This is a genomic window from Leisingera sp. XS_AS12 (genome assembly GCF_041224635.1).
GTDB lineage: Bacteria > Pseudomonadota > Alphaproteobacteria > Rhodobacterales > Rhodobacteraceae > Leisingera.
Window position 1 is genome coordinate 28860 of sequence record NZ_JBGFGM010000045.1, and the last position, 17572, is coordinate 46431.

Genomic DNA, 17572 nt, shown 5'->3' on the forward strand with positions numbered 1-17572 from the left:
CGTGATGGCATGCGACCCGACGCCCCTGCCCCTCAAGCAATACTGGAAGCCTCGCTCTACGTGGATGATCTCGCTGCCGCAGCGGTATTTTATGGCGAAATTTTGGGGTTGGAGGAGATACAACGCGTCGAAAGGCGTCATATCTTCTATCGCTGTGGTGGCTCGGTGCTGCTACTGTTCCGCGCAGAAGAGACGCGAAAGCACCCCAGCAACCCAAGGCTGCCAGTGCCGCCGCATGGTGCCCACGGTCCCGGCCACGTCTGCTTCGCGCAGCCACGCAATGAAATGAACCTGATGAAGCAAAGGCTTCAGGATGCGGGTGTGGCGATCGAAGCGGAATTCGATTGGCCGGGCGGCGCACGCTCACTCTATTTTCGTGACCCGGCCGGAAATTCGCTTGAGATAGCAGAACCGCATCTGTGGCGAGGGTGAACCGAGGCGCCAATCGCGCCTCGATCCCAAGGCGTTAAAGACCCAGCTTGTCGCGCATGAAGGCCAAGGCAACGCTCAGCCCGTCGGGCGCGATGCCATGCGCTGTGCCCTTCTGGATGTGGGCGAATACGTCCTGAAAGCCAGCTTCTTGCAGAGCTTGTGCGGCTTCCGGCAGCGACTGCACCGGAACGACGTCATCCTGATCGCCATGTACCAGAAGCACCGGCATTTTGGATTTCATTTCATCCTTCAGCAGCTCGGGCGAGAGAAGCCGACCGGAGAACCCGACGACACCGGCCACCGCGTCCTCGCGACGGGGCGCCACATGCAGACTCATCATCGTGCCCTGGCTGAAGCCGAACAGAACAACCTGTTCCGGCAGGACGTCCTCGTCCACCATCAACGCATCCAGAAATGCGTTCAGATCCTCGACCGCGGCTTGCATGCTCCGCATGCTTTCCTCTTCGGAGGAACCGTCGATCCAGGGAATCGGGAACCACTGGTACCCCATGGGGGCGCCCGGACAGGCCTCCGGGGCGTCTGGCGCCACGAACAGCGTGTCTGGAAGATGTTCTGCCAACGGATCCGCAAGCCCCAGCAGGTCTGCGCCATTTGCGCCGTAGCCGTGCAGGAAAACCACGATTGATCGGGCTACGCCGGAAACCGGCTCCTTGCGCCCGGCATTGAGTACACGAGTCATCTGATCCCTTCCCTGTCCTTTGCAATGCGGTAATAGGCCCAGAGGATACGCGCTGCAACCGATCGCCAGGGGGACCACGCTTCTGCCAGTTGCCGCATCTGCCGTTCGCCGGGGCGTTCAGGTAGCTGGAACAGCAGCCGTGTGGCCTCCTGCAACGCAAGATCCCCATGTGCAAAGACATCTGCCCGCCCCAGGGAAAACATGGCGTAGATTTCCGCGGTCCAGGTTCCGATACCGGGCACCTTGGTCAGGGTGGCAATAACCTCGGCATCAGAAAGCGCCCGCAGACCATTGTAATCAATAGAAGCTTCAGCCAAAGCGCGTGCATATCGGATCTTTTGACGACTTAATCCGGCTGCGCGGAGTTCATCCTCGGTGGCTCTGAGGATGGACTGCGGATCGGTCAATTGCGCCGCCTGCAAGCGCGCCCAGATGGCACTGGCCGAAGCTACGCTGACCTGCTGGCTGGTTATGGCGCTCAGCAATTCGGCAAAACCATCAGGCCTGCGCCGAAGTGGCAATGGTCCGACTTCTTGTAATGCAGCACCGAACCTTGGCTCCCGCGCGCTGAGCCATTCTGCGCCTTCCGCAACGCAGGCATCACAGGTTATGATGCGCCCAATTGCCCCCATCAGCCACGGTCCGCGGGCAAACTTGAAAGAAACCGTGATCGCTGAACCTGCAGCACTGGCTTGCTCCTTAACATATTCAAGGTTACGCATCTCACATGACCATGAGCATGACCACCCCCGGCGACGCGGTCGCCAAGAAAAACGTTGCCATCCTGGTGCTGGCCCAGGCAATCCTCGGCGCGCAAATGCCGATGATATTCACCATCGGCGGGCTGGCGGGGCAATCGCTCGCCTCCAACCCCTGTTTTGCGACCTTGCCCATTTCGCTCATTGTCGGCGGATCGATGCTGGCGGCCACACCGGTTTCTGCGATCATGCAGCGCTGGGGACGCCGGGCGGGGTTCTTCGTGGGCGCGGCCTTTGGCGCCTTGGGCGGCCTCGTCGGTGCTTATGGCCTCTACCTGGGGTCTTTCCCGATCTTTCTGCTCGGCAGCCTTCTCACCGGCGTCTACATGAGCGCGCATGGCTTCTATCGGTTTGCCGCGGCCGACACCGCCTCCGAAGCGTTCCGCCCCAAGGCGATTTCCTACGTCATGGCCGGCGGGCTGGCCGCCGCCATCATCGGCCCGCAACTGGTCAAGCTGACGAGCCAGGCCTTTGTCGTGCCTTTCCTCGGCACCTACATGGCGGTGATTGCGGTGAATGTCCTAGGCGCTGCGTTGTTCCTGTTCCTTGACATCCCCAAACCGCCTGTTCCCAGCCAGGATGCTCCGCGCGGCCGCAGCCGAATGGAGCTTCTGAAGACTCCGGTGATCGCGGTCGCGGTGATCTGCGCCATGGTCTCCTACGCGCTGATGAACCTGGTGATGACCTCGACCCCGCTCGCCGTTGTCGGCTGCGGCTTTACCGAAGGCAATGCCGCCGATGTCGTCACCTGGCACGTCCTGGCGATGTATGTGCCATCCTTCTTTACCGGCCACCTGATCGCACGTTTCGGCGTTGAAAAAATCGTCGCCTCCGGTTTGGTCATCCTTGCTGGCGCCGGGGCTGTCGCATTGCAAGGTGTCGTCCTTGCCAACTTCTTTGTCGCACTGGTCCTGTTGGGCATTGGCTGGAACTTCGGGTTTATCGGCGCGACCACGATGCTCGCCAGCGCCCATGCCAGCCATGAGCGCGGCCGCATGCAGGGGCTGAACGACCTATTGGTCTTTGGTGGGGTCACGATGGCGTCCCTCGCGTCTGGCGGCCTGATGAACTGCTCGGGCGGCAACCCGGTGGACGGGTGGAACGCGGTCAATATGGCAATGGCGCCTTTCCTTGTGCTGGCTGGCGGCGCGTTGGTTTGGCTGGCCTTGCGTCCCAAACCTGCGTTGTAACCCCGACCGACACCTCAACAAAAAAAGGCACCCATCTGGGTGCCTTTTTGATGTTTTTCAATGTTGTACCGGAGGTTTCTGACATCTACCAGCGGGCGGTCGCCGCGCGCCAAAGCAGTGATCCGCGTTTGCCGAACTCGCTTTTTCCAAGCGCCCCCTGCGCGACCCGTTCAGGCTCGCGTATGGCCTGTTTCAAAATCGTCTCCGCCTGCCACCCTGCCAGCATTGCCGGTGCGGCAGAGGCGGGAATTCTACTGCGTGACGTCCTAGCATTGTTCAACCTTTCCAGAGCCTTCTGCGCCAAACCTCGAACACCTTCAGGGGTGCCATCCAGCATGGGAATGCGGTTTTGCGCTTCCAGTTGCGGTATGGCGCGCAACCAGTTTGCAACCCCAGCGCCATAGGCAAACTCTCGCACAACATCCTCAGCAGATGCGCCAAGGGACGCTGCGGCCATCCACATCAGACTTCCACTGGTGTGGTCGATGTATCGGTCAAATTCCGCTTCATCCTCGAAAGGCTCGCGGTAGATGTCCCAGCGGCGCGCTTCCGCCATGTTGTCGATACAGGCAGCCAGTTCCGGCTTCAGCAAATCCGCCAACGGGGTTGCCACATAGTGCCGCCGAACAGGCTTGCCCTCGGCGATTGCCGCGCCGATATCCCGCCACCACTGCACGCGCATCTCTGCGATCATGCTTTCCTGACTCGCCCAGGGGGCACGCGCCAATTCTATATTGAAGGCATAAAGAGCGAACAGAATCGGACGTGCCGAGACAGGCGCAGCCATTGTGGCCATGAACCGGTCCGGATCGCTGCTCCGTACCAGATCCGCGCAGGCCGTCAGGTCGTCGTCAAACTGCATCCGCCCCGCCATCGTGGATCAACTTCCAGCGAATTGCATCAAGAAGGGCCTCAAACGAAGCATCGATTATATTCGCGCTGACACCCACGGTGGACCACCGATGGCCCTGGCTGTCCTCGCTGTCGATTATGACGCGTGTGACGGCCTCGGTGCCGCCTTGGGTGATGCGAACCTTGAAGTCGACCAGCCGCATGTCGGCGAGCTGAGCTGAATAGCGCCCAAGGTCCTTGCTGAGCGCTTTGGCCAAAGCATTGACGGGGCCTCGGTCGCTGCCAACTTCGTCGAGCGATTCACTGACAGACAGTCGTTTTTCACCGTCCACCTTCACCACCACGACCGCCTCTGACAGGCTGATCATCTGGTTGTACTTGTTTTTACGCCGCTCGACCGTCACCTTGTAGCGTTTGACTTCAAAGAAATCCGGCAGCTGATCCAGCTCGGCGCGGGCCAGCAGCTCAAAAGAAGCCTGAGCCGTATCGTAAGAGTATCCCTGGGCCTCACGTTGCTTGATCCGCTCCAAGATCCGGGCCAAAGCGGGATCGCCCCGTTCCACTGCCAGACCTGCATCTGTCAGGCGCTTTCGCAGGTTGGATTGTCCCGCCTGGTTCGACATCGGGATGACACGGGCATTTCCAACAGCCGAAGGCTCAATATGCTCGTATGTCGATGGATCCTTGAGGATGGCGCTGGCATGCAGCCCAGCCTTGTGGGCAAACGCCGAGGCTCCGACATAGGCGGCTTGCCGCATCGGCACCCGGTTCAGGATGTCGTCCAGCATTCGACTGGTCCGGGTCAGCCCCGCCAAGGCTTCTCGGCTCACACCAATTTCGAATGCGCTGGCGTAAGGCTCCTTCAACAGCAAAGTCGGGATCAGAGAGGTCAGGTTCGCATTGCCGCACCGCTCTCCGAGCCCATTCAGCGTCCCCTGGATTTGTCGCGCCCCTGCATCGACGGCCGCGAGTGAACAGGCGACCGCATTTTCCGTGTCGTTATGAGTATGTATGCCCAGTTTCTCACCTGGAATACCCTTGGCAATCACCTCACCGACAATGCGGTGGACCTCGCTTGGCAGCGCGCCCCCATTGGTGTCGCACAGAACGATCCAGCGCGCACCGGCCTCCAGCGCCGCGCGGCAAGCATCGAGCGCATAAGCTGGGTTGTCCTTGTAGCCGTCGAAGAAATGCTCGGCATCAAACAACGCTTCGCGCCCTTGTGCCACGATATGCGCAACAGAAGCGCGGATGTTGTCGAGGTTTTCCTCAAGGCTGATGCCCAAAGCCTGTGTGACATGGTAATCGTGGCTTTTGCCGACCAGACAAACTGCCTGTGTCCCCGCATTCATCACCGCCGCCAGAACCTCGTCATTGGCGGCAGAGCGCCCTGCCCGTTTGGTCATGCCGAAGGCCGCCAAGGTGGCCTCCAAACGCGGTGCTTCGTCAAAAAACGCACTGTCGGTCGGATTGGCACCGGGCCAGCCGCCTTCGATGTAATCGATGCCCAGGTTGTCAAGCGCTTGGGCAATTTGCCTTTTTTCCGCGGTGGAAAATTGCACGCCCTGGGTCTGCTGCCCGTCCCGCAGGGTTGTGTCGTACAGATAAAGACGTTCCCGACCCATTACAGCGCCTCCAGCTTGGCTGGATCAAAGTCGCCAGACGCAATCAGCTCGACTCCCGCCTTGCTCATCCGCACTTCCAATCCGGCAGCGAGATAGGCCTCCTTCAACCTATCCACTTCGGAAAAATCTTTTGTTTCCATAGCCTTTTGACGCGCTTCAAACAGCCGCGCCTCATGGGCTGACAGATCCACCGATGGTCCGCCAGCCCAATCGCCGAGTTCCTCGGTCAGCACCCCAAGCAGCTGCGCCGACGCCAGCAGCCCCGCTGCGTCACCGGCTGCGGCCAACTTGTGCAGTTCTGCAATTGCACCAGCCGTGTTCAGATCATCAGCCAATGCGGCCAATACCGCTGCGGACGCGTTGGCCGCAGGTTCGACGCCTACGGTCAGCCCACGCCACTTGCGGAGCGTTGCCTCCGCTTCCTTCGCCTTCTTGTCGGTCCAGTCCATCGGTTTACGGTAGTGGGTCTGCAGGAACACCAAGCGGACCACTTCGCCGGGATAGCCCTGGTTCAGAAGGTCGCGAACAGTGAAGAAATTGCCCAGCGACTTGGACATCTTCTTCCCTTCGACCTGCAGCATTTCGTTGTGCAGCCAGTAGCGGGCAAAACTGTCATCCCCGTTGGCGCAGCAGCTTTGCGCGACTTCGTTTTCGTGATGCGGGAACATCAGGTCGTTACCGCCACCATGAATGTCAAATGTCTCGCCCAAGAGATCGTCCGCCATCGCGGAACATTCGATATGCCACCCCGGTCGACCGCGCCCCCACGGGCTGTCCCACCCGGGCAAGCTCGCGTCGGAGGGCTTCCACAGCACAAAGTCCATCGGGTTCTTCTTGTAAGGCGCAACCTCGACCCGCGCGCCTGCGATCATGTCGTCCACCGAGCGACCTGACAGGTTGCCATAGTGTTGTTTCCAGCTGTCGACAGCGAACAGCACGTGGCCTTCCGCCGCATAGGCGTGCCCCTTGGCAATCAGGGTTTCGATCATGGCGATCATCTGGGGGATGTATTGGGTTGCACGCGGCATATGCGTCGGCTCCAACGCCCCGAGCGCGCCCATGTCTTCAAGGAACCACCGCGTGGTTTCGGCGGTGATATCGCCGATTTCCCGGCCGGTTTCGGCAGCGCGGGCATTGATCTTGTCATCTACATCCGTGAAGTTACGTGCATAAGTAACGGAATTCACGCCGTAAACTTTGCGCAACAAGCGGTAGAGTACATCGAACACAACAACGGGGCGGGCATTGCCCAGATGGGCCCGGTCGTAAACGGTCGGACCGCAGACATACATCCGCACGTTGTCGGCCTCGATGGGCGTGAAAACCTCCTTCTTGCGGGTTTTCGTATTGTGCAGCTTGATCTCGATGTCCGTGGTTTCCATACCCGGTTCCTTTTCCATGTCCATCCCGCATACCCCCAAACGTGGAGGCCACCCAGTGCGCGCAGCGCGGGCTTAGCAACTTGTCAGGAGAATGAAAACGACAGAAACCAGCCCGCTGATATGTCAGCAGGTAATGCAGCAGGTACGGGTGATGCATTTTAGTTTCATGCTGACCGCATACCACGCAATAGGATGCTCGCCAAGAGACTTGGCACGGCGGCTGTCGGGTTCTTGCATCAAAACTAGGATCAGAACCGGAATGCGGCCTGCACCGAAAGGGTTTCGCCGGTTGCCCCATCGCTGCGGTCGTTGCCGCTGAGATCGTGATGGATGATCTCACCGCTCAGCTGAAGTGCACGGTTTAAAGATACACGCATTCCCAGCCCGACCACAGGATGCACGGAAATACTGGCCTCCGACTGCGGCATGGAACCACCGAAGATAAGATAGCCGGTCGTGGCACCAACGGAGTACCCCGCATTTACGCGAAATTGCCGCTCGTCGGGATTCGCTTCCGGCTGGACAGAAAACGCAACACCATGCGGCGCGAAGGTCAGGTCTCCGCCCTCCACCCCGTGAAAGACAACCGGGCCTGTTCCACCGGCACCTTCTGGCAGGAATGTCAGCTGCGCCCTGTCTTCGGCTGAGAGAGGCGTGGACACGGCAAGCGCCAATGCACCGGCAGTAACCAGTGTTCGGGCACGAAGTTTTTCTTCCGCTTTCGGCATATGGCTGTGCCTTCCGTTGCTGCGCGGCATGCCGCGCGCCATCCCCATCCTATGATCTTCGCAGAGATTGGTTAATAATCGGTTCCCGAGCTCCGCGCAGGTTTGCCCGCTCGGCCGCAAGCAAAGATGCTTCAGGCAACGCAGGACCCACTGCCATACATTCGCCAACCACTCCGTGAAATTTTTGTCGCGAATTACACAGGTGTCGTTTTCGCGATAGAAGTGGCGCTTTTTAGAGCGGAGCCTGCTAACAAGGAAACAGGAGCCTCCATGCAAGCTGAACGTAGCCTTGTCAGCCTGATCTACCGCACAATTGGTGCGGCGCGAGGCCGTGCGGCGCGGGGACGTCCGACCTGATCAGAAAATCTGAAGTTTTGGTATTTTCTGAAAGGCTCACCCTATGAACACTCAATCCCCCGCCCCCCGTGCCAGCCGCAGCGGCGGCCGCACCGCTCGACGCGCAGCCCGCTCGGCGTCTTTGCCGGACCATCTTCGCCCGGTTCGCCCGGGAATGGAAACAACCGCCCTGCGGATCCTCAGCCAGGCCGATATGGAGCGCATTCACCAAACCGCCCTGGCCGCGCTGGAGGAGATCGGGCTGGCGGATGCCCCGCCCAGCGGCGTCGAACTGTTGACCCAGGCAGGTTGCACCCTCGGCCATGACGGTCGCCTGCGCTTCCCGCGCGCGCTAGTCGAAGACACGATCGCCCGCGCAAACCGCTCTGTCACGCTGTACAGTCGCGATGGCAAGAACGACCTGCAACTGTCTGGTGGGCGTGTGCATTTTGGTACCGCCGGTGCCGCCGTCAGCATGGTGGATGCACAGGGCCGCGCCTATCGCGACTCCACGGTGCAGGATTTGCATGACGCCGCCCGGATTTGCGACCAGCTCGACAACATCCACTTCGTGCAACGGCCTATGGTCTGCCGTGATATTCCCGACAATCTGGAGATGGATCTCAACTCCATTTATGCGACGACCGCCGGTACCACCAAACACGTCGGCGTCTCCTTTACCGATCCAGCCTATGTTCAGCCCGGGCTTGAACTTCTGCACATGATCGCAGGCGGTAAGGAGAAGTGGCTGGAGCGCCCCTTCGTGTCCAACTCCAACTGCTTTGTCGTGCCACCGATGCGCTTTGCGACCGAAGCCTGCCAGGTGATGGAAGAATGCATTCGTGGCGGCATGCCGGTCCTGTTGCTGTCCGCCGGCATGGCCGGCGCCACGGCGCCCTCGACCATTGCTGGAGCCATCGCCCAGGCGGTCGCCGAATGTCTTGCCGGATTGGTTTACGTAAACGCTATAAGCCCCGGCGCCCCAGCCATTTTTGGCACTTGGCCATTTGGCTTGGACCTGCGCACGGGCGCCATGAGCGTCGGGTCTGGGGAACAGGCGCTGCTGTCGGCGGGCTGCGCCCAGATGCACAAGTTCTATGACCTCCCGGGCGGAGCCGCGGCCGGTGCGTCGGATTCAAAGCTTCCGGACATGCAAGCCGGTTGGGAGCAGATGTGCTCGGCGGTCATGGCCGGCCTGTCAGGGCTCAACATGGTGTATGAGGCCGCCGGCATGCATGCCTCCCTTTTGGGGTTCTGCCACGAGACGCTGATCCTGGATAATGATCTCCTTGGTCAGGCGCAGCGGTGCGTGCGGGGCATCGAGGTCACCGAAGAAACCCTGGCGCTTGACCAGATGCGGGCCACCTGTCTTGGTGGGCCCGGACATTACCTCGGCACCGGTCAGACGCTCAGCCGGATGCAAGTCGATTATGTCTACCCGGAATTCGGCGACCGAACCTCACCCAAGGAGTGGGTGGAACGTGACCGGCCCGACCTGATCCAGAAGGCGACCGAAAAGAAAGAGCAGATCCTGGCGCAACGGGCAGCAGCCCGGTTCGATGCCGCCACCGACCAAGCGATCCGCGCGCGCTTCAACATTCACCTGCCCGCGTAAGTCCGCCCAGGGGCAGCAGAGCGATACGAGTGCCCTGCTGCCCTCCGGGATGGCAAACTTAATAAACCTCTAACTAATCGCTTCTCCTCCTGAAGCAAACCTGATAACCTATTGTTAAGGCTGCGAAACCACAAAACGCCGCTGCGATCGGGGTCGACAGTTTTGCATTTAGTCGACTGTATTTTTGCAAGGCGGTCCTGCGTAAATTCACGTCAGCATTTTGCATGGCTGTACGCATCTCTGCAGATGCTGCATCTTTGCAAGATGAAGCGGCCGTCGCGTTGTGACTGGTAGCCTTGGGATACTGCAAAATGCCGCGAAGCCATTGGACGGGTTCGTTGCGATTTTGCGGCCGATACCCGGTTAGTGTTAACCTCCGCGCCCATCGCGTCCTGAAGATGTGCTTTGAACTATAGCGCAGCTCTGCGTCGGCGATTTACTCTTTTGGATCCCAAAAAGTAACTCCGACCGCATCAAACCACCCCCGGCGCCTTGCAGAAACTTCAGGACGACGCCGACATGCGTTTACGCACAACTGAAATGCAAAAATGCAGCGCAGGGGCTCGCCCTGCGCTGCAACGTTCAATCAGAAAAAGGCCTGCAGACCAGTTTGGGCACGACCAAGGATCAGCGCATGAACGTCGTGAGTACCCTCATAGGTATTCACTGTTTCCAGGTTCACCATGTGACGGATCACGTTGAACTCGAGGCTAATCCCGTTGCCGCCATGCATGTCACGCGCCATTCGCGCAATCTCCAGAGCCTTCCCGCAATTGTTGCGCTTCACAATGGAGATCATCTCAGGAGCAGCATTGGCCTCGTCCATCAGGCGCCCAACGCGCAGCGAGGCTTGAAGCCCCAAGGTGATCTCGGTCTGCATGTTGGCCAATTTCAACTGGAACAGCTGCGTATTTGCCAACGGACGACCGAATTGGGACCGGTCCAAGCCGTATTGCCGCGCCGCGTGCCAGCACGCCTCAGCCGCGCCCATAGCCCCCCAACTGATACCGTAGCGAGCCCGGTTGAGACAGCCAAAGGGACCTTTCAATCCTTCGACGTACGGCAGCAGGGCGCCCTCTCCGACCTCGACGCCGTCCATCACGATTTCACCAGTGATCGAGGCGCGCAAGGACGCTTTGTTGGCGATCTTTGGTGCGCTCAGGCCTTTGAGGCCTTTGTCCAGCACGAAACCGCGGATCTTGCCGCCATGCGCTTCAGACTTGGCCCAGACCACAAAAACATCCGCAATCGGGGCGTTTGAAATCCACATCTTGGACCCGGTGAGACGGTAGCCGCCTTCGGTTTTCTCCGCGCGCGTCTTCATGCTTGCAGGATCGGAGCCAGCGTCGGGTTCGGTCAGGCCAAAGCAGCCGATCCACTCGCCGCTCGCCAGTTTCGGCAAATACTTCTGGCGCTGTTCTTCGCTGCCGTATGCGTAGATCGGATACATCACCAGCGAACTCTGCACCGACATCATCGACCGGTAGCCGCTGTCCACACGCTCCACCTCGCGCGCCACCAGGCCATAGGAGACATAGCCGCCGCCAAGGCCGCCATATTGCTCTGGAATGGTGGTGCCAAGCAGGCCCATTTCGCCCATCTCGCGAAAGATCTCGGGATCTGTTTCCTCATTTTCGTAGGCAGTCAGAACGCGCGGCTGAAGCTTCTCCTGTGCGTAGGCGCGGGCGGAGGCCGCGATCATGCGTTCGTCTTCGGTCAGCTGGTCTTCCAGCCGCAGCGGGTCCTCCCAATTGAAACGCCCCAGATCCGGCGCATCCTTGGCTCGCAGTTCAGGTTTGTCAGTCATGGTTTTCCCTTTCGTCTGTGTTCGCCCGGACCCTAACGACAGGTAAACGCAAAAAACAGCGAGACTTTCACAAGCAAGTATGACATCTCCTCATACATGTCAGTCCCGAGAAAACTCCTCCCATCAATCGCCTCCTTACGCGCGCTGGAAGCGTTGGACCGCCTCGGCAGTGCCTCCGCGGCAGCGGCGGAACTGTCTTTGACTCAAGGCGCGGTGAGCCGCCAATTGCAAGCACTGGAAGCCCAGTTGGGGCTGGAACTGGTTCAGCGTGACCAGAAACGCCTGCTCCTGACGCCCGAGGCACAAGATTATGCCGCCGAGATCAGGCAGGCGCTTAACCAGATCGCCCAATCCACCCTGCGTCTGCAGACCGGCCCCCTCGCTGGCACACTCAACCTGGCAATCCTGCCCGCTTTTGGCATGCGATGGCTCATGCCCAGGCTGCCTGAGTTTTCACGCCTGCATCCGGATGTGACCATCAACATGTCCACTCGGCTTGAGCCGTTCAATTTCTCCCTTGAACAGTTTGATGCGGCTATACATTATGGAAACGCGGAATGGCCCGGCACGCGCGCGCTCCTGTTGAAGCACGAGCAGCTATTGCCGGTTTGTGCGCCGGACCTTTTAGCCGGGCGCAGCTTGGCCGGACCTGAAGAAATCTTGAAGTTGCCCTTGCTGCACATTCAGACCCGGACCAGTGCCTGGGCCGACTGGTTTGCGCAGAAAGGCATTACGGCCGAAGCGGAGCAAGCCGGAACGATATATGACCAATTCGCAACCATTACGCAGGCTGCTCTTCATGGGTTGGGTGTCGCTTTGATGCCCGACTACCTGGTCGAACAGGATTTGGCCACTGGCCGTCTGATTGCACTGGACACGCGCCCCGCGGAAAGTAACGGCGCCTACTACCTCGTCTGGCCCGAACGAAAAGATGCTGATCCGTCCCTGGTCAAGTTTCGCAATTGGCTCGCAGACAAGGCGCAGCCCGAGGATCCTCTGCCGCGCTAGCAGCAACACACAAAAAAGGAGCGGCCGTAGAAAAGCCACTCCGCGATTTCACTTCCGAAATAGCCCCTTAGCCGAGAGCATAGCCCGCGCCGCGCACCGTTCGTACGGGATCGCTGCCGCCATGTTGCGTCAGTGCCTTACGCAAGCGTCCGATATGAACATCGACCGTGCGGGTGTCGACATAGATGTCCCGCCCCCAGACCCGGTCCAGCAACTGCTCGCGGCTCCAGACCCGGCCAGGCTTCTCCATGAAGGTCGAGAGCAACCGGAATTCGGTCGGCCCCAGTTTCAGCGGCTGATCTGCACGGCTGACCTTGTGTGTCTCGGCATCCAGCACGATATCGTCGAACTCAAGCCGTACACCGACAGTCGAGGGGCGCACGCGCCGTAGCTGCGTACGCACCCGCGCCATCAGTTCAATCACCGAATAGGGTTTGACAACGTAGTCATCTGCCCCGGTTTCCAAACCGCGAACCTTGTCGACCTCTTCCGAGCGGGCCGACAGCATGATGATCGGAATGTTGCGGGTTTCCGTGCGGGTTTTGAGGCGACGACAGACTTCGATGCCACTGAGATTCGGCATCATCCAATCCAGAATGATGATGTCCGGCATATCCTCTTCGACAACCAGCAAGGCTTCCTCGCCATTCTCGGCACGCAATACCCGGAAGCCGTCTGCTTCGAGATTGTACGCCAAAACTTCCCGCTGGGCCAATTCGTCTTCGACGACCAGAACGGTGGGCTGATCGGCTGCCATGTCTCAGATCTCCTGCGGGGTCGTCGAGGTGGTGTCGGCTTTCTGGCGATCTTCTTCCGGTTTGTCGCCGGTCACCAGATAGATCACCTGCTCGGCGATCGACGTCACGTGGTCGCCCATGCGCTCGGTGTTTTTTGCGATGAAATGCAGGTGCATACAGGCCGAAATGTTGCGCGGATCTTCCATCATGTGGGTCAGGAATTCGCGGAACAGGGCGTTGTACATCTGGTCCACGTCCCGGTCGCGCTCGATCACATCCGCAGCCAACTCCACGTCGCGCTGAATGTAGGAATCCAGCGCGTCCTTCAGCATACGCTCCACTTCGCGCGCCATCCGCCGCAGCGCTGCCGTGCCTTCGCTGATGTTTGGCCCCTGGGCCAGGACGCCGGTGCGCTTGGCCATGTTTTTTGCATAATCTCCAATGCGTTCCAGGTTTCCAGCAATCTTCATCACCGAGAGCACAAGCCGCAGATCGGAGGCGGCAGGCGCGCGCAGAGCGATCAGACGGGCGGCTTCCTCGTTGATGAGTTCCTCCAGCCCGTCAATCGCCTTATCGCCTTGGCGAACCGTGCGGGCCAATTCCTCATCCCGGGCTTCCAGCGCGCGGGCGGCTTCGCGGATCGCGTCCTCGACCAGGCCACCCATCTTCATGATCCGGGCCTGAATCGCCTCCAGGTCCCGGTCGAAAGCGGATGCAATATGTTGCTCTACCATGTTGAAATTCCTTGAAATCAGCCGATCCGGCCGGTGATGTAGCTTTCGGTGCGCGGATCCTCGGGGTTGGTGAAAATCTGCCCGGTAGGACCAAATTCAACCAGGTTCCCAAGGTGGAAGAACGCGGTCTTCTGGCTGACCCGCGCAGCCTGCTGCATCGAGTGCGTGACGATCACGACCGAGTAACTGGCGCGCAGCTCGTCGATCAGCTCTTCAACCTGGGCCGTGGCGATGGGATCCAGCGCCGAGCAAGGCTCATCCATCAGCAGCACTTCGGGTTCGGTGGCCACCGCTCGGGCGATACAGAGGCGCTGCTGCTGGCCGCCAGACAGGCCGGTGCCGGGAGCGTCGAGGCGGTCCTTCACCTCATCCCAAATCGCACCGCGGCGAAGTGATTTTTCAACGATTTCATCAAGTTCCGCCTTGTTCTTCGCCAGACCATGGATACGGGGACCATATGCCACGTTATCATAGATGGACTTGGGAAACGGGTTCGGCTTCTGGAATACCATGCCGACCTTGGCGCGCAGTTGCACCGGGTCAACGCGTTTGTCGTAGATGTCCTCACCATCCAGCAGGATGTCGCCCTTTACCCGGCAGATGTCGATGGTATCGTTCATCCGGTTCAGGCACCGCAGGAACGTGGACTTGCCGCAACCCGACGGCCCAATGAAGGCAGTGACCGTTTTGTCTTCGATCTCCACGTTGACGTCTTTGATCGCGTGGCTGTCTCCGTAATAGACGTTGACATTCTTCGCAGCGATTTTGGTTGGCTGTGTATCCACGGTACTATCCATCAAGGTCATGTCGTTCATGAGTATGCCCCCTTACCAGCGGCGTTCAAAGCGGCGGCGCAGGATCACGGCAAGCGTGTTCATGGTCACCAGGAAGATGAGAAGGATGATGATCCCGCCCCAGGCGCGCTCATAGAAGGCCGGATCGGCGCGTTTGGCCCATTCGTAAATCTGCGCGGGCATCGCCGAGTTCGGTGCCAGAAGCCCGTCGGCCAGGCTCTCCGGCGCGTTAGAGGCGATGAAACCGACCATGCCGATCAACAGCAGCGGGGCGGTCTCACCCAAGGCCTGCGCCAGGCCGATGATGGTGCCGGTCAGGATGCCGGGCGCGGCCAGCGGCAGAACGTGGTGGAACACCGCCTGCATTTTCGATGCGCCAACACCCAGTGCAGCATCGCGGATCGACGGCGGAACGGCTTTCAGCGAAGCGCGGGTCGAGATAATGATGGTCGGCAAGGTCATCAGCGTCAGCACCAGACCACCCACCAAGGGCGCCGAAGTCGGCAGGTGCATGTAGTTGATAAAGACCGCAAGGCCGAGAATACCAAACACGATGGACGGCACGGCAGCGAGATTGGCGATGTTCACCTCGATCATGTCGGTGAGCCAATTCTGCGGCGCGAATTCCTCAAGATAGATCGAGGCGGCAACGCCGATCGGCAACGCCAGGGCCAGCACCACGAACATCATGAACAGCGAACCCAGCATAGACACGCCCATGCCGGCCGCTTCAGGGCGGGCATCAGAAGCATCTGCGCCTGTGATAAAGTCCATGTTGAAGGTCTTCTTCAGGACACCTGCAGCGGCCAATTCATCAACGAGGTCAAGCTGTTCCGGGGAGATGTTCTTGTCGTTGGCGATGCTGTCGCGGTGCACGCGCCCTTTCAAATACCCATCTACCCGGCTGGACGCGAGGAAGCGAAATTCGACCGTCTCGCCGATCTGATCGGGGTTGGCGATCACGTATTCGCGCAGTTGTGCTGCGGCGTTCTTGGACAGGATACCCGCCAGTTCCTTGGACTTGAGGTCGGTTTCAATGCCCAGTTCCTCGACCGCGGCCTCCATGGCGCCCTTGATGATCGGCGCATACCCGAAGGTGGTGACCTTCTTGATGTCGTCCAGATCGCGATTGCCGTTCTTGTCCAGCTTGCTCTCCAGCAGCTCGACATTCAGGGTCACGAAAGTCTGTTGAAAGGCACCGGTGCCTTTGCTGACGATGGTCACGACCAGCACCAGCAGCATTGCCAGACCGGCAGCAATGGCGGCGATCCCATAAGCGCGGAAGCGCTTTTCGGCGGCGTTGCGCTTACGGGTGCGCGCGGTCTGCGCCAGCAGCGAACCGCCATGCTTGCGCGGTTCGGTTGCGGCAGAAGGAGTGGAGTGGCTGAAGTCAGTCATTAGTCGTACTGCTCCCGGTATTTGCGCACGATGTAGAGCGCCAGGACGTTCAGGCCGAGGGTCAGCACGAAAAGACTGAGCCCAAGGGCAAAGGCAACAAGGGTTTCAGGGCTGGCGAAGTCCGTATCGCCGGTCAGCTGGCTGACGATCCGGGTTGTGATCGTGGTCATCGATTCCAGCGGATTGGCCGAGAACTTGGCAATGGCACCAGCGCCCATCACCACGATCATGGTTTCGCCAATCGCCCGCGAGGCCGCCAGCAAGATCGCACCAACGATTCCGGGCAGGGCCGCAGGCATGACCACCTGACGGACGGTTTCGGATTTTGTCGCACCCAGCCCCAGCGAGCCGTCGCGCATGGCCTGCGGCACGGCATTGATGATGTCATCGGACAGCGAGGAAACGAACGGGATCAGCATCACGCCCATCACCAGACCTGCGGTCAGCACCGAGGTCGCGCCTGCCATCCACTCAACCCCGAGAAGGCCACCCTTGCCGAACAGGTCCACCAAGGCGGGACCAACGGTCAGCAGGGCGAACAGACCGTAGACGATGGTCGGGATACCAGCCAGGATTTCAAGCAGCGGCTTGGCGAAGGCACGCACAGCGCCGCTGGCATATTCGGACAAGTAGATGGCCGCGAACAGCCCCACCGGTACGGCCACCATCAGTGCGATAAAGGAAATGTACAGCGTGCCCCACAGAAGCGGCAGGATCGACAGCTCGCTGTCCCCGCGAAAGTTGGGAGCCCAGGTCAAGCCGAAGAAAAAGTCGGTCCAGCTATGAAGCGTGAAGAAGTTGCGCGTCTCGAACAGCATCGAGAGAACGATGCCAACGGTGGTCAGGATCGCCAGCGAGGCCGCGAGAACAAGAAGCGCCAACACGCCGCGCTCGACAACATTCCTGGCCCGGAAATCTTTGTGCGTGCGGGCATAGGCCCATGCAAAACCGCCAAGCGCCAAGAGCGCGACGACGACGGTCATGGCGGTCTTGCCGGTTGCAGCCAGATTGCGGAACGCCTGCGCGGCCGAAAGAATTTCCGGGCGCACGTCCTCACCGACTGCAACACCAACCTCACCCAAAAGGGCCCGCACATTCTGGGTGCCGGTATCCATGTCGCGCGCTTCCTTGCGCGACAGCATCCCCTGCTCCACCGCGATATCAAGACCCTCGGCAACCCGTCGGACGTCGCTCATCACCAGGCCAAGCGTTGAACTTTCCGGCACGGCTTCGGCCGGAATGAGGGAGGAGACGCGGTTCTCAATCACCAGGGGCTGCGCCAGCAGCCAGACCACCAGAACGGTGATCGCAGGCACGAACGACGCCAAGGCAACATGGTAACCATAGTACGACGGCAGGGAATGCAGCTCTCTGGCATCCCCCCCTGCACTGCTGAGCGCGCGAGCGCGCCCCCAGTAAAACCCTGCTGCGGCCAGTGCAAGCAGAAGAACGACAAGCCAGATCGTGGGCATGGAG

General features: G+C 60.0%; 16 protein-coding genes. 4 read left to right on the plus strand and 12 right to left on the minus strand.

Annotation, left to right across the window (positions count from 1 at the left end):
- The first annotated feature begins 9 nt into the window (after positions 1-9).
- The gene (locus tag AB9K35_RS01305; protein ID WP_369924108.1) at positions 10-432 is read left to right on the plus strand and encodes a VOC family protein; all 423 of its coding nucleotides are present in this window, start codon (positions 10-12) and stop codon (positions 430-432) included.
- A gap of 34 nt (positions 433-466) precedes the next feature.
- Here the strand turns inward: AB9K35_RS01305 and AB9K35_RS01310 are convergent, their stop codons facing one another.
- Both AB9K35_RS01310 and AB9K35_RS01315 read right to left on the minus strand, forming a co-directional pair.
- Entirely contained in the window at positions 467-1132 is a 666-nt protein-coding gene (locus AB9K35_RS01310) for an alpha/beta fold hydrolase (protein WP_222453036.1), read from the minus strand.
- The gene (locus AB9K35_RS01315; protein WP_369924137.1) at positions 1129-1764 is read right to left on the minus strand and encodes a DNA-3-methyladenine glycosylase; all 636 of its coding nucleotides are present in this window, start codon (positions 1762-1764) and stop codon (positions 1129-1131) included. Before AB9K35_RS01315 ends, AB9K35_RS01310 begins: the two co-directional genes overlap by 4 nt.
- 95 nt (positions 1765-1859) lie before the next feature.
- Between AB9K35_RS01315 and AB9K35_RS01320 the strand changes: the two genes are divergently transcribed.
- A complete protein-coding gene (locus tag AB9K35_RS01320) occupies positions 1860-3080 on the plus strand; it encodes an MFS transporter (protein ID WP_369924109.1) in 1221 nt (406 codons plus the stop codon).
- An 85-nt stretch (positions 3081-3165) separates the two neighbouring features.
- On the opposite strand, the gene AB9K35_RS01325 is transcribed toward AB9K35_RS01320, so the two are convergent.
- From AB9K35_RS01325 to AB9K35_RS01340, 4 genes are all read right to left on the minus strand, one after another.
- On the minus strand, positions 3166-3942 hold the full coding sequence (locus AB9K35_RS01325; RefSeq protein WP_369924110.1) for a squalene/phytoene synthase family protein: 777 nt from the start codon (positions 3940-3942) through the stop codon (positions 3166-3168).
- A complete protein-coding gene (gene cimA / locus AB9K35_RS01330; RefSeq protein WP_369924111.1) occupies positions 3932-5557 on the minus strand; it encodes a citramalate synthase in 1626 nt (541 codons plus the stop codon). The genes AB9K35_RS01325 and cimA overlap by 11 nt, the downstream gene beginning before the upstream one ends.
- Positions 5557-6939 carry a cysteine--tRNA ligase gene (gene cysS, locus AB9K35_RS01335; protein WP_369924112.1) on the minus strand — a complete coding sequence of 461 codons (1383 nt, stop codon included), beginning with the start codon at positions 6937-6939 and terminating at the stop codon, positions 5557-5559. Before cysS ends, cimA begins: the two co-directional genes overlap by 1 nt.
- 248 nt (positions 6940-7187) lie before the next feature.
- A complete protein-coding gene (locus AB9K35_RS01340) occupies positions 7188-7697 on the minus strand; it encodes a hypothetical protein (protein ID WP_369924113.1) in 510 nt (169 codons plus the stop codon).
- A 370-nt stretch (positions 7698-8067) separates the two neighbouring features.
- On the opposite strand from AB9K35_RS01340, the gene AB9K35_RS01345 reads away from it, so the two are divergent.
- A complete protein-coding gene (locus AB9K35_RS01345; RefSeq protein WP_369924114.1) occupies positions 8068-9618 on the plus strand; it encodes a trimethylamine methyltransferase family protein in 1551 nt (516 codons plus the stop codon).
- A gap of 586 nt (positions 9619-10204) precedes the next feature.
- On the opposite strand, the gene AB9K35_RS01350 is transcribed toward AB9K35_RS01345, so the two are convergent.
- Positions 10205-11425 (minus strand): acyl-CoA dehydrogenase, encoded by a 1221-nt coding sequence (locus AB9K35_RS01350; protein ID WP_369924115.1) that lies wholly within the window; start codon positions 11423-11425, stop codon positions 10205-10207.
- 96 nt (positions 11426-11521) lie between these two features.
- Here AB9K35_RS01350 and AB9K35_RS01355 point away from each other — a divergent pair, with 96 nt between their 5' ends.
- Positions 11522-12433, plus strand: a complete 912-nt coding sequence (locus AB9K35_RS01355; RefSeq protein WP_369924116.1) for a LysR family transcriptional regulator — start codon at positions 11522-11524, stop codon at positions 12431-12433.
- A 67-nt stretch (positions 12434-12500) separates the two neighbouring features.
- Here the strand turns inward: AB9K35_RS01355 and phoB are convergent, their stop codons facing one another.
- From phoB to pstC, 5 genes are read right to left on the minus strand one after another with little or no spacing between them, the layout of a single operon-like run.
- Positions 12501-13190: a phosphate regulon transcriptional regulator PhoB gene (phoB, locus tag AB9K35_RS01360; protein WP_222453026.1), complete on the minus strand. Its 690-nt coding sequence runs from the start codon at positions 13188-13190 to the stop codon at positions 12501-12503.
- 3 nt (positions 13191-13193) lie between these two features.
- Positions 13194-13904: a phosphate signaling complex protein PhoU gene (gene phoU, locus AB9K35_RS01365; RefSeq protein WP_222453025.1), complete on the minus strand. Its 711-nt coding sequence runs from the start codon at positions 13902-13904 to the stop codon at positions 13194-13196.
- 17 nt (positions 13905-13921) lie between these two features.
- Positions 13922-14719 carry a phosphate ABC transporter ATP-binding protein PstB gene (gene pstB, locus AB9K35_RS01370; RefSeq protein WP_369924117.1) on the minus strand — a complete coding sequence of 266 codons (798 nt, stop codon included), beginning with the start codon at positions 14717-14719 and terminating at the stop codon, positions 13922-13924.
- Between the two features lie 12 nt (positions 14720-14731).
- Positions 14732-16096: a phosphate ABC transporter permease PstA gene (pstA, locus tag AB9K35_RS01375; RefSeq protein ID WP_222453024.1), complete on the minus strand. Its 1365-nt coding sequence runs from the start codon at positions 16094-16096 to the stop codon at positions 14732-14734.
- A complete protein-coding gene (pstC, locus tag AB9K35_RS01380) occupies positions 16096-17568 on the minus strand; it encodes a phosphate ABC transporter permease subunit PstC (protein ID WP_369924118.1) in 1473 nt (490 codons plus the stop codon). Before pstC ends, pstA begins: the two co-directional genes overlap by 1 nt.
- Between the last annotated feature and the right edge of the window lie 4 nt (positions 17569-17572).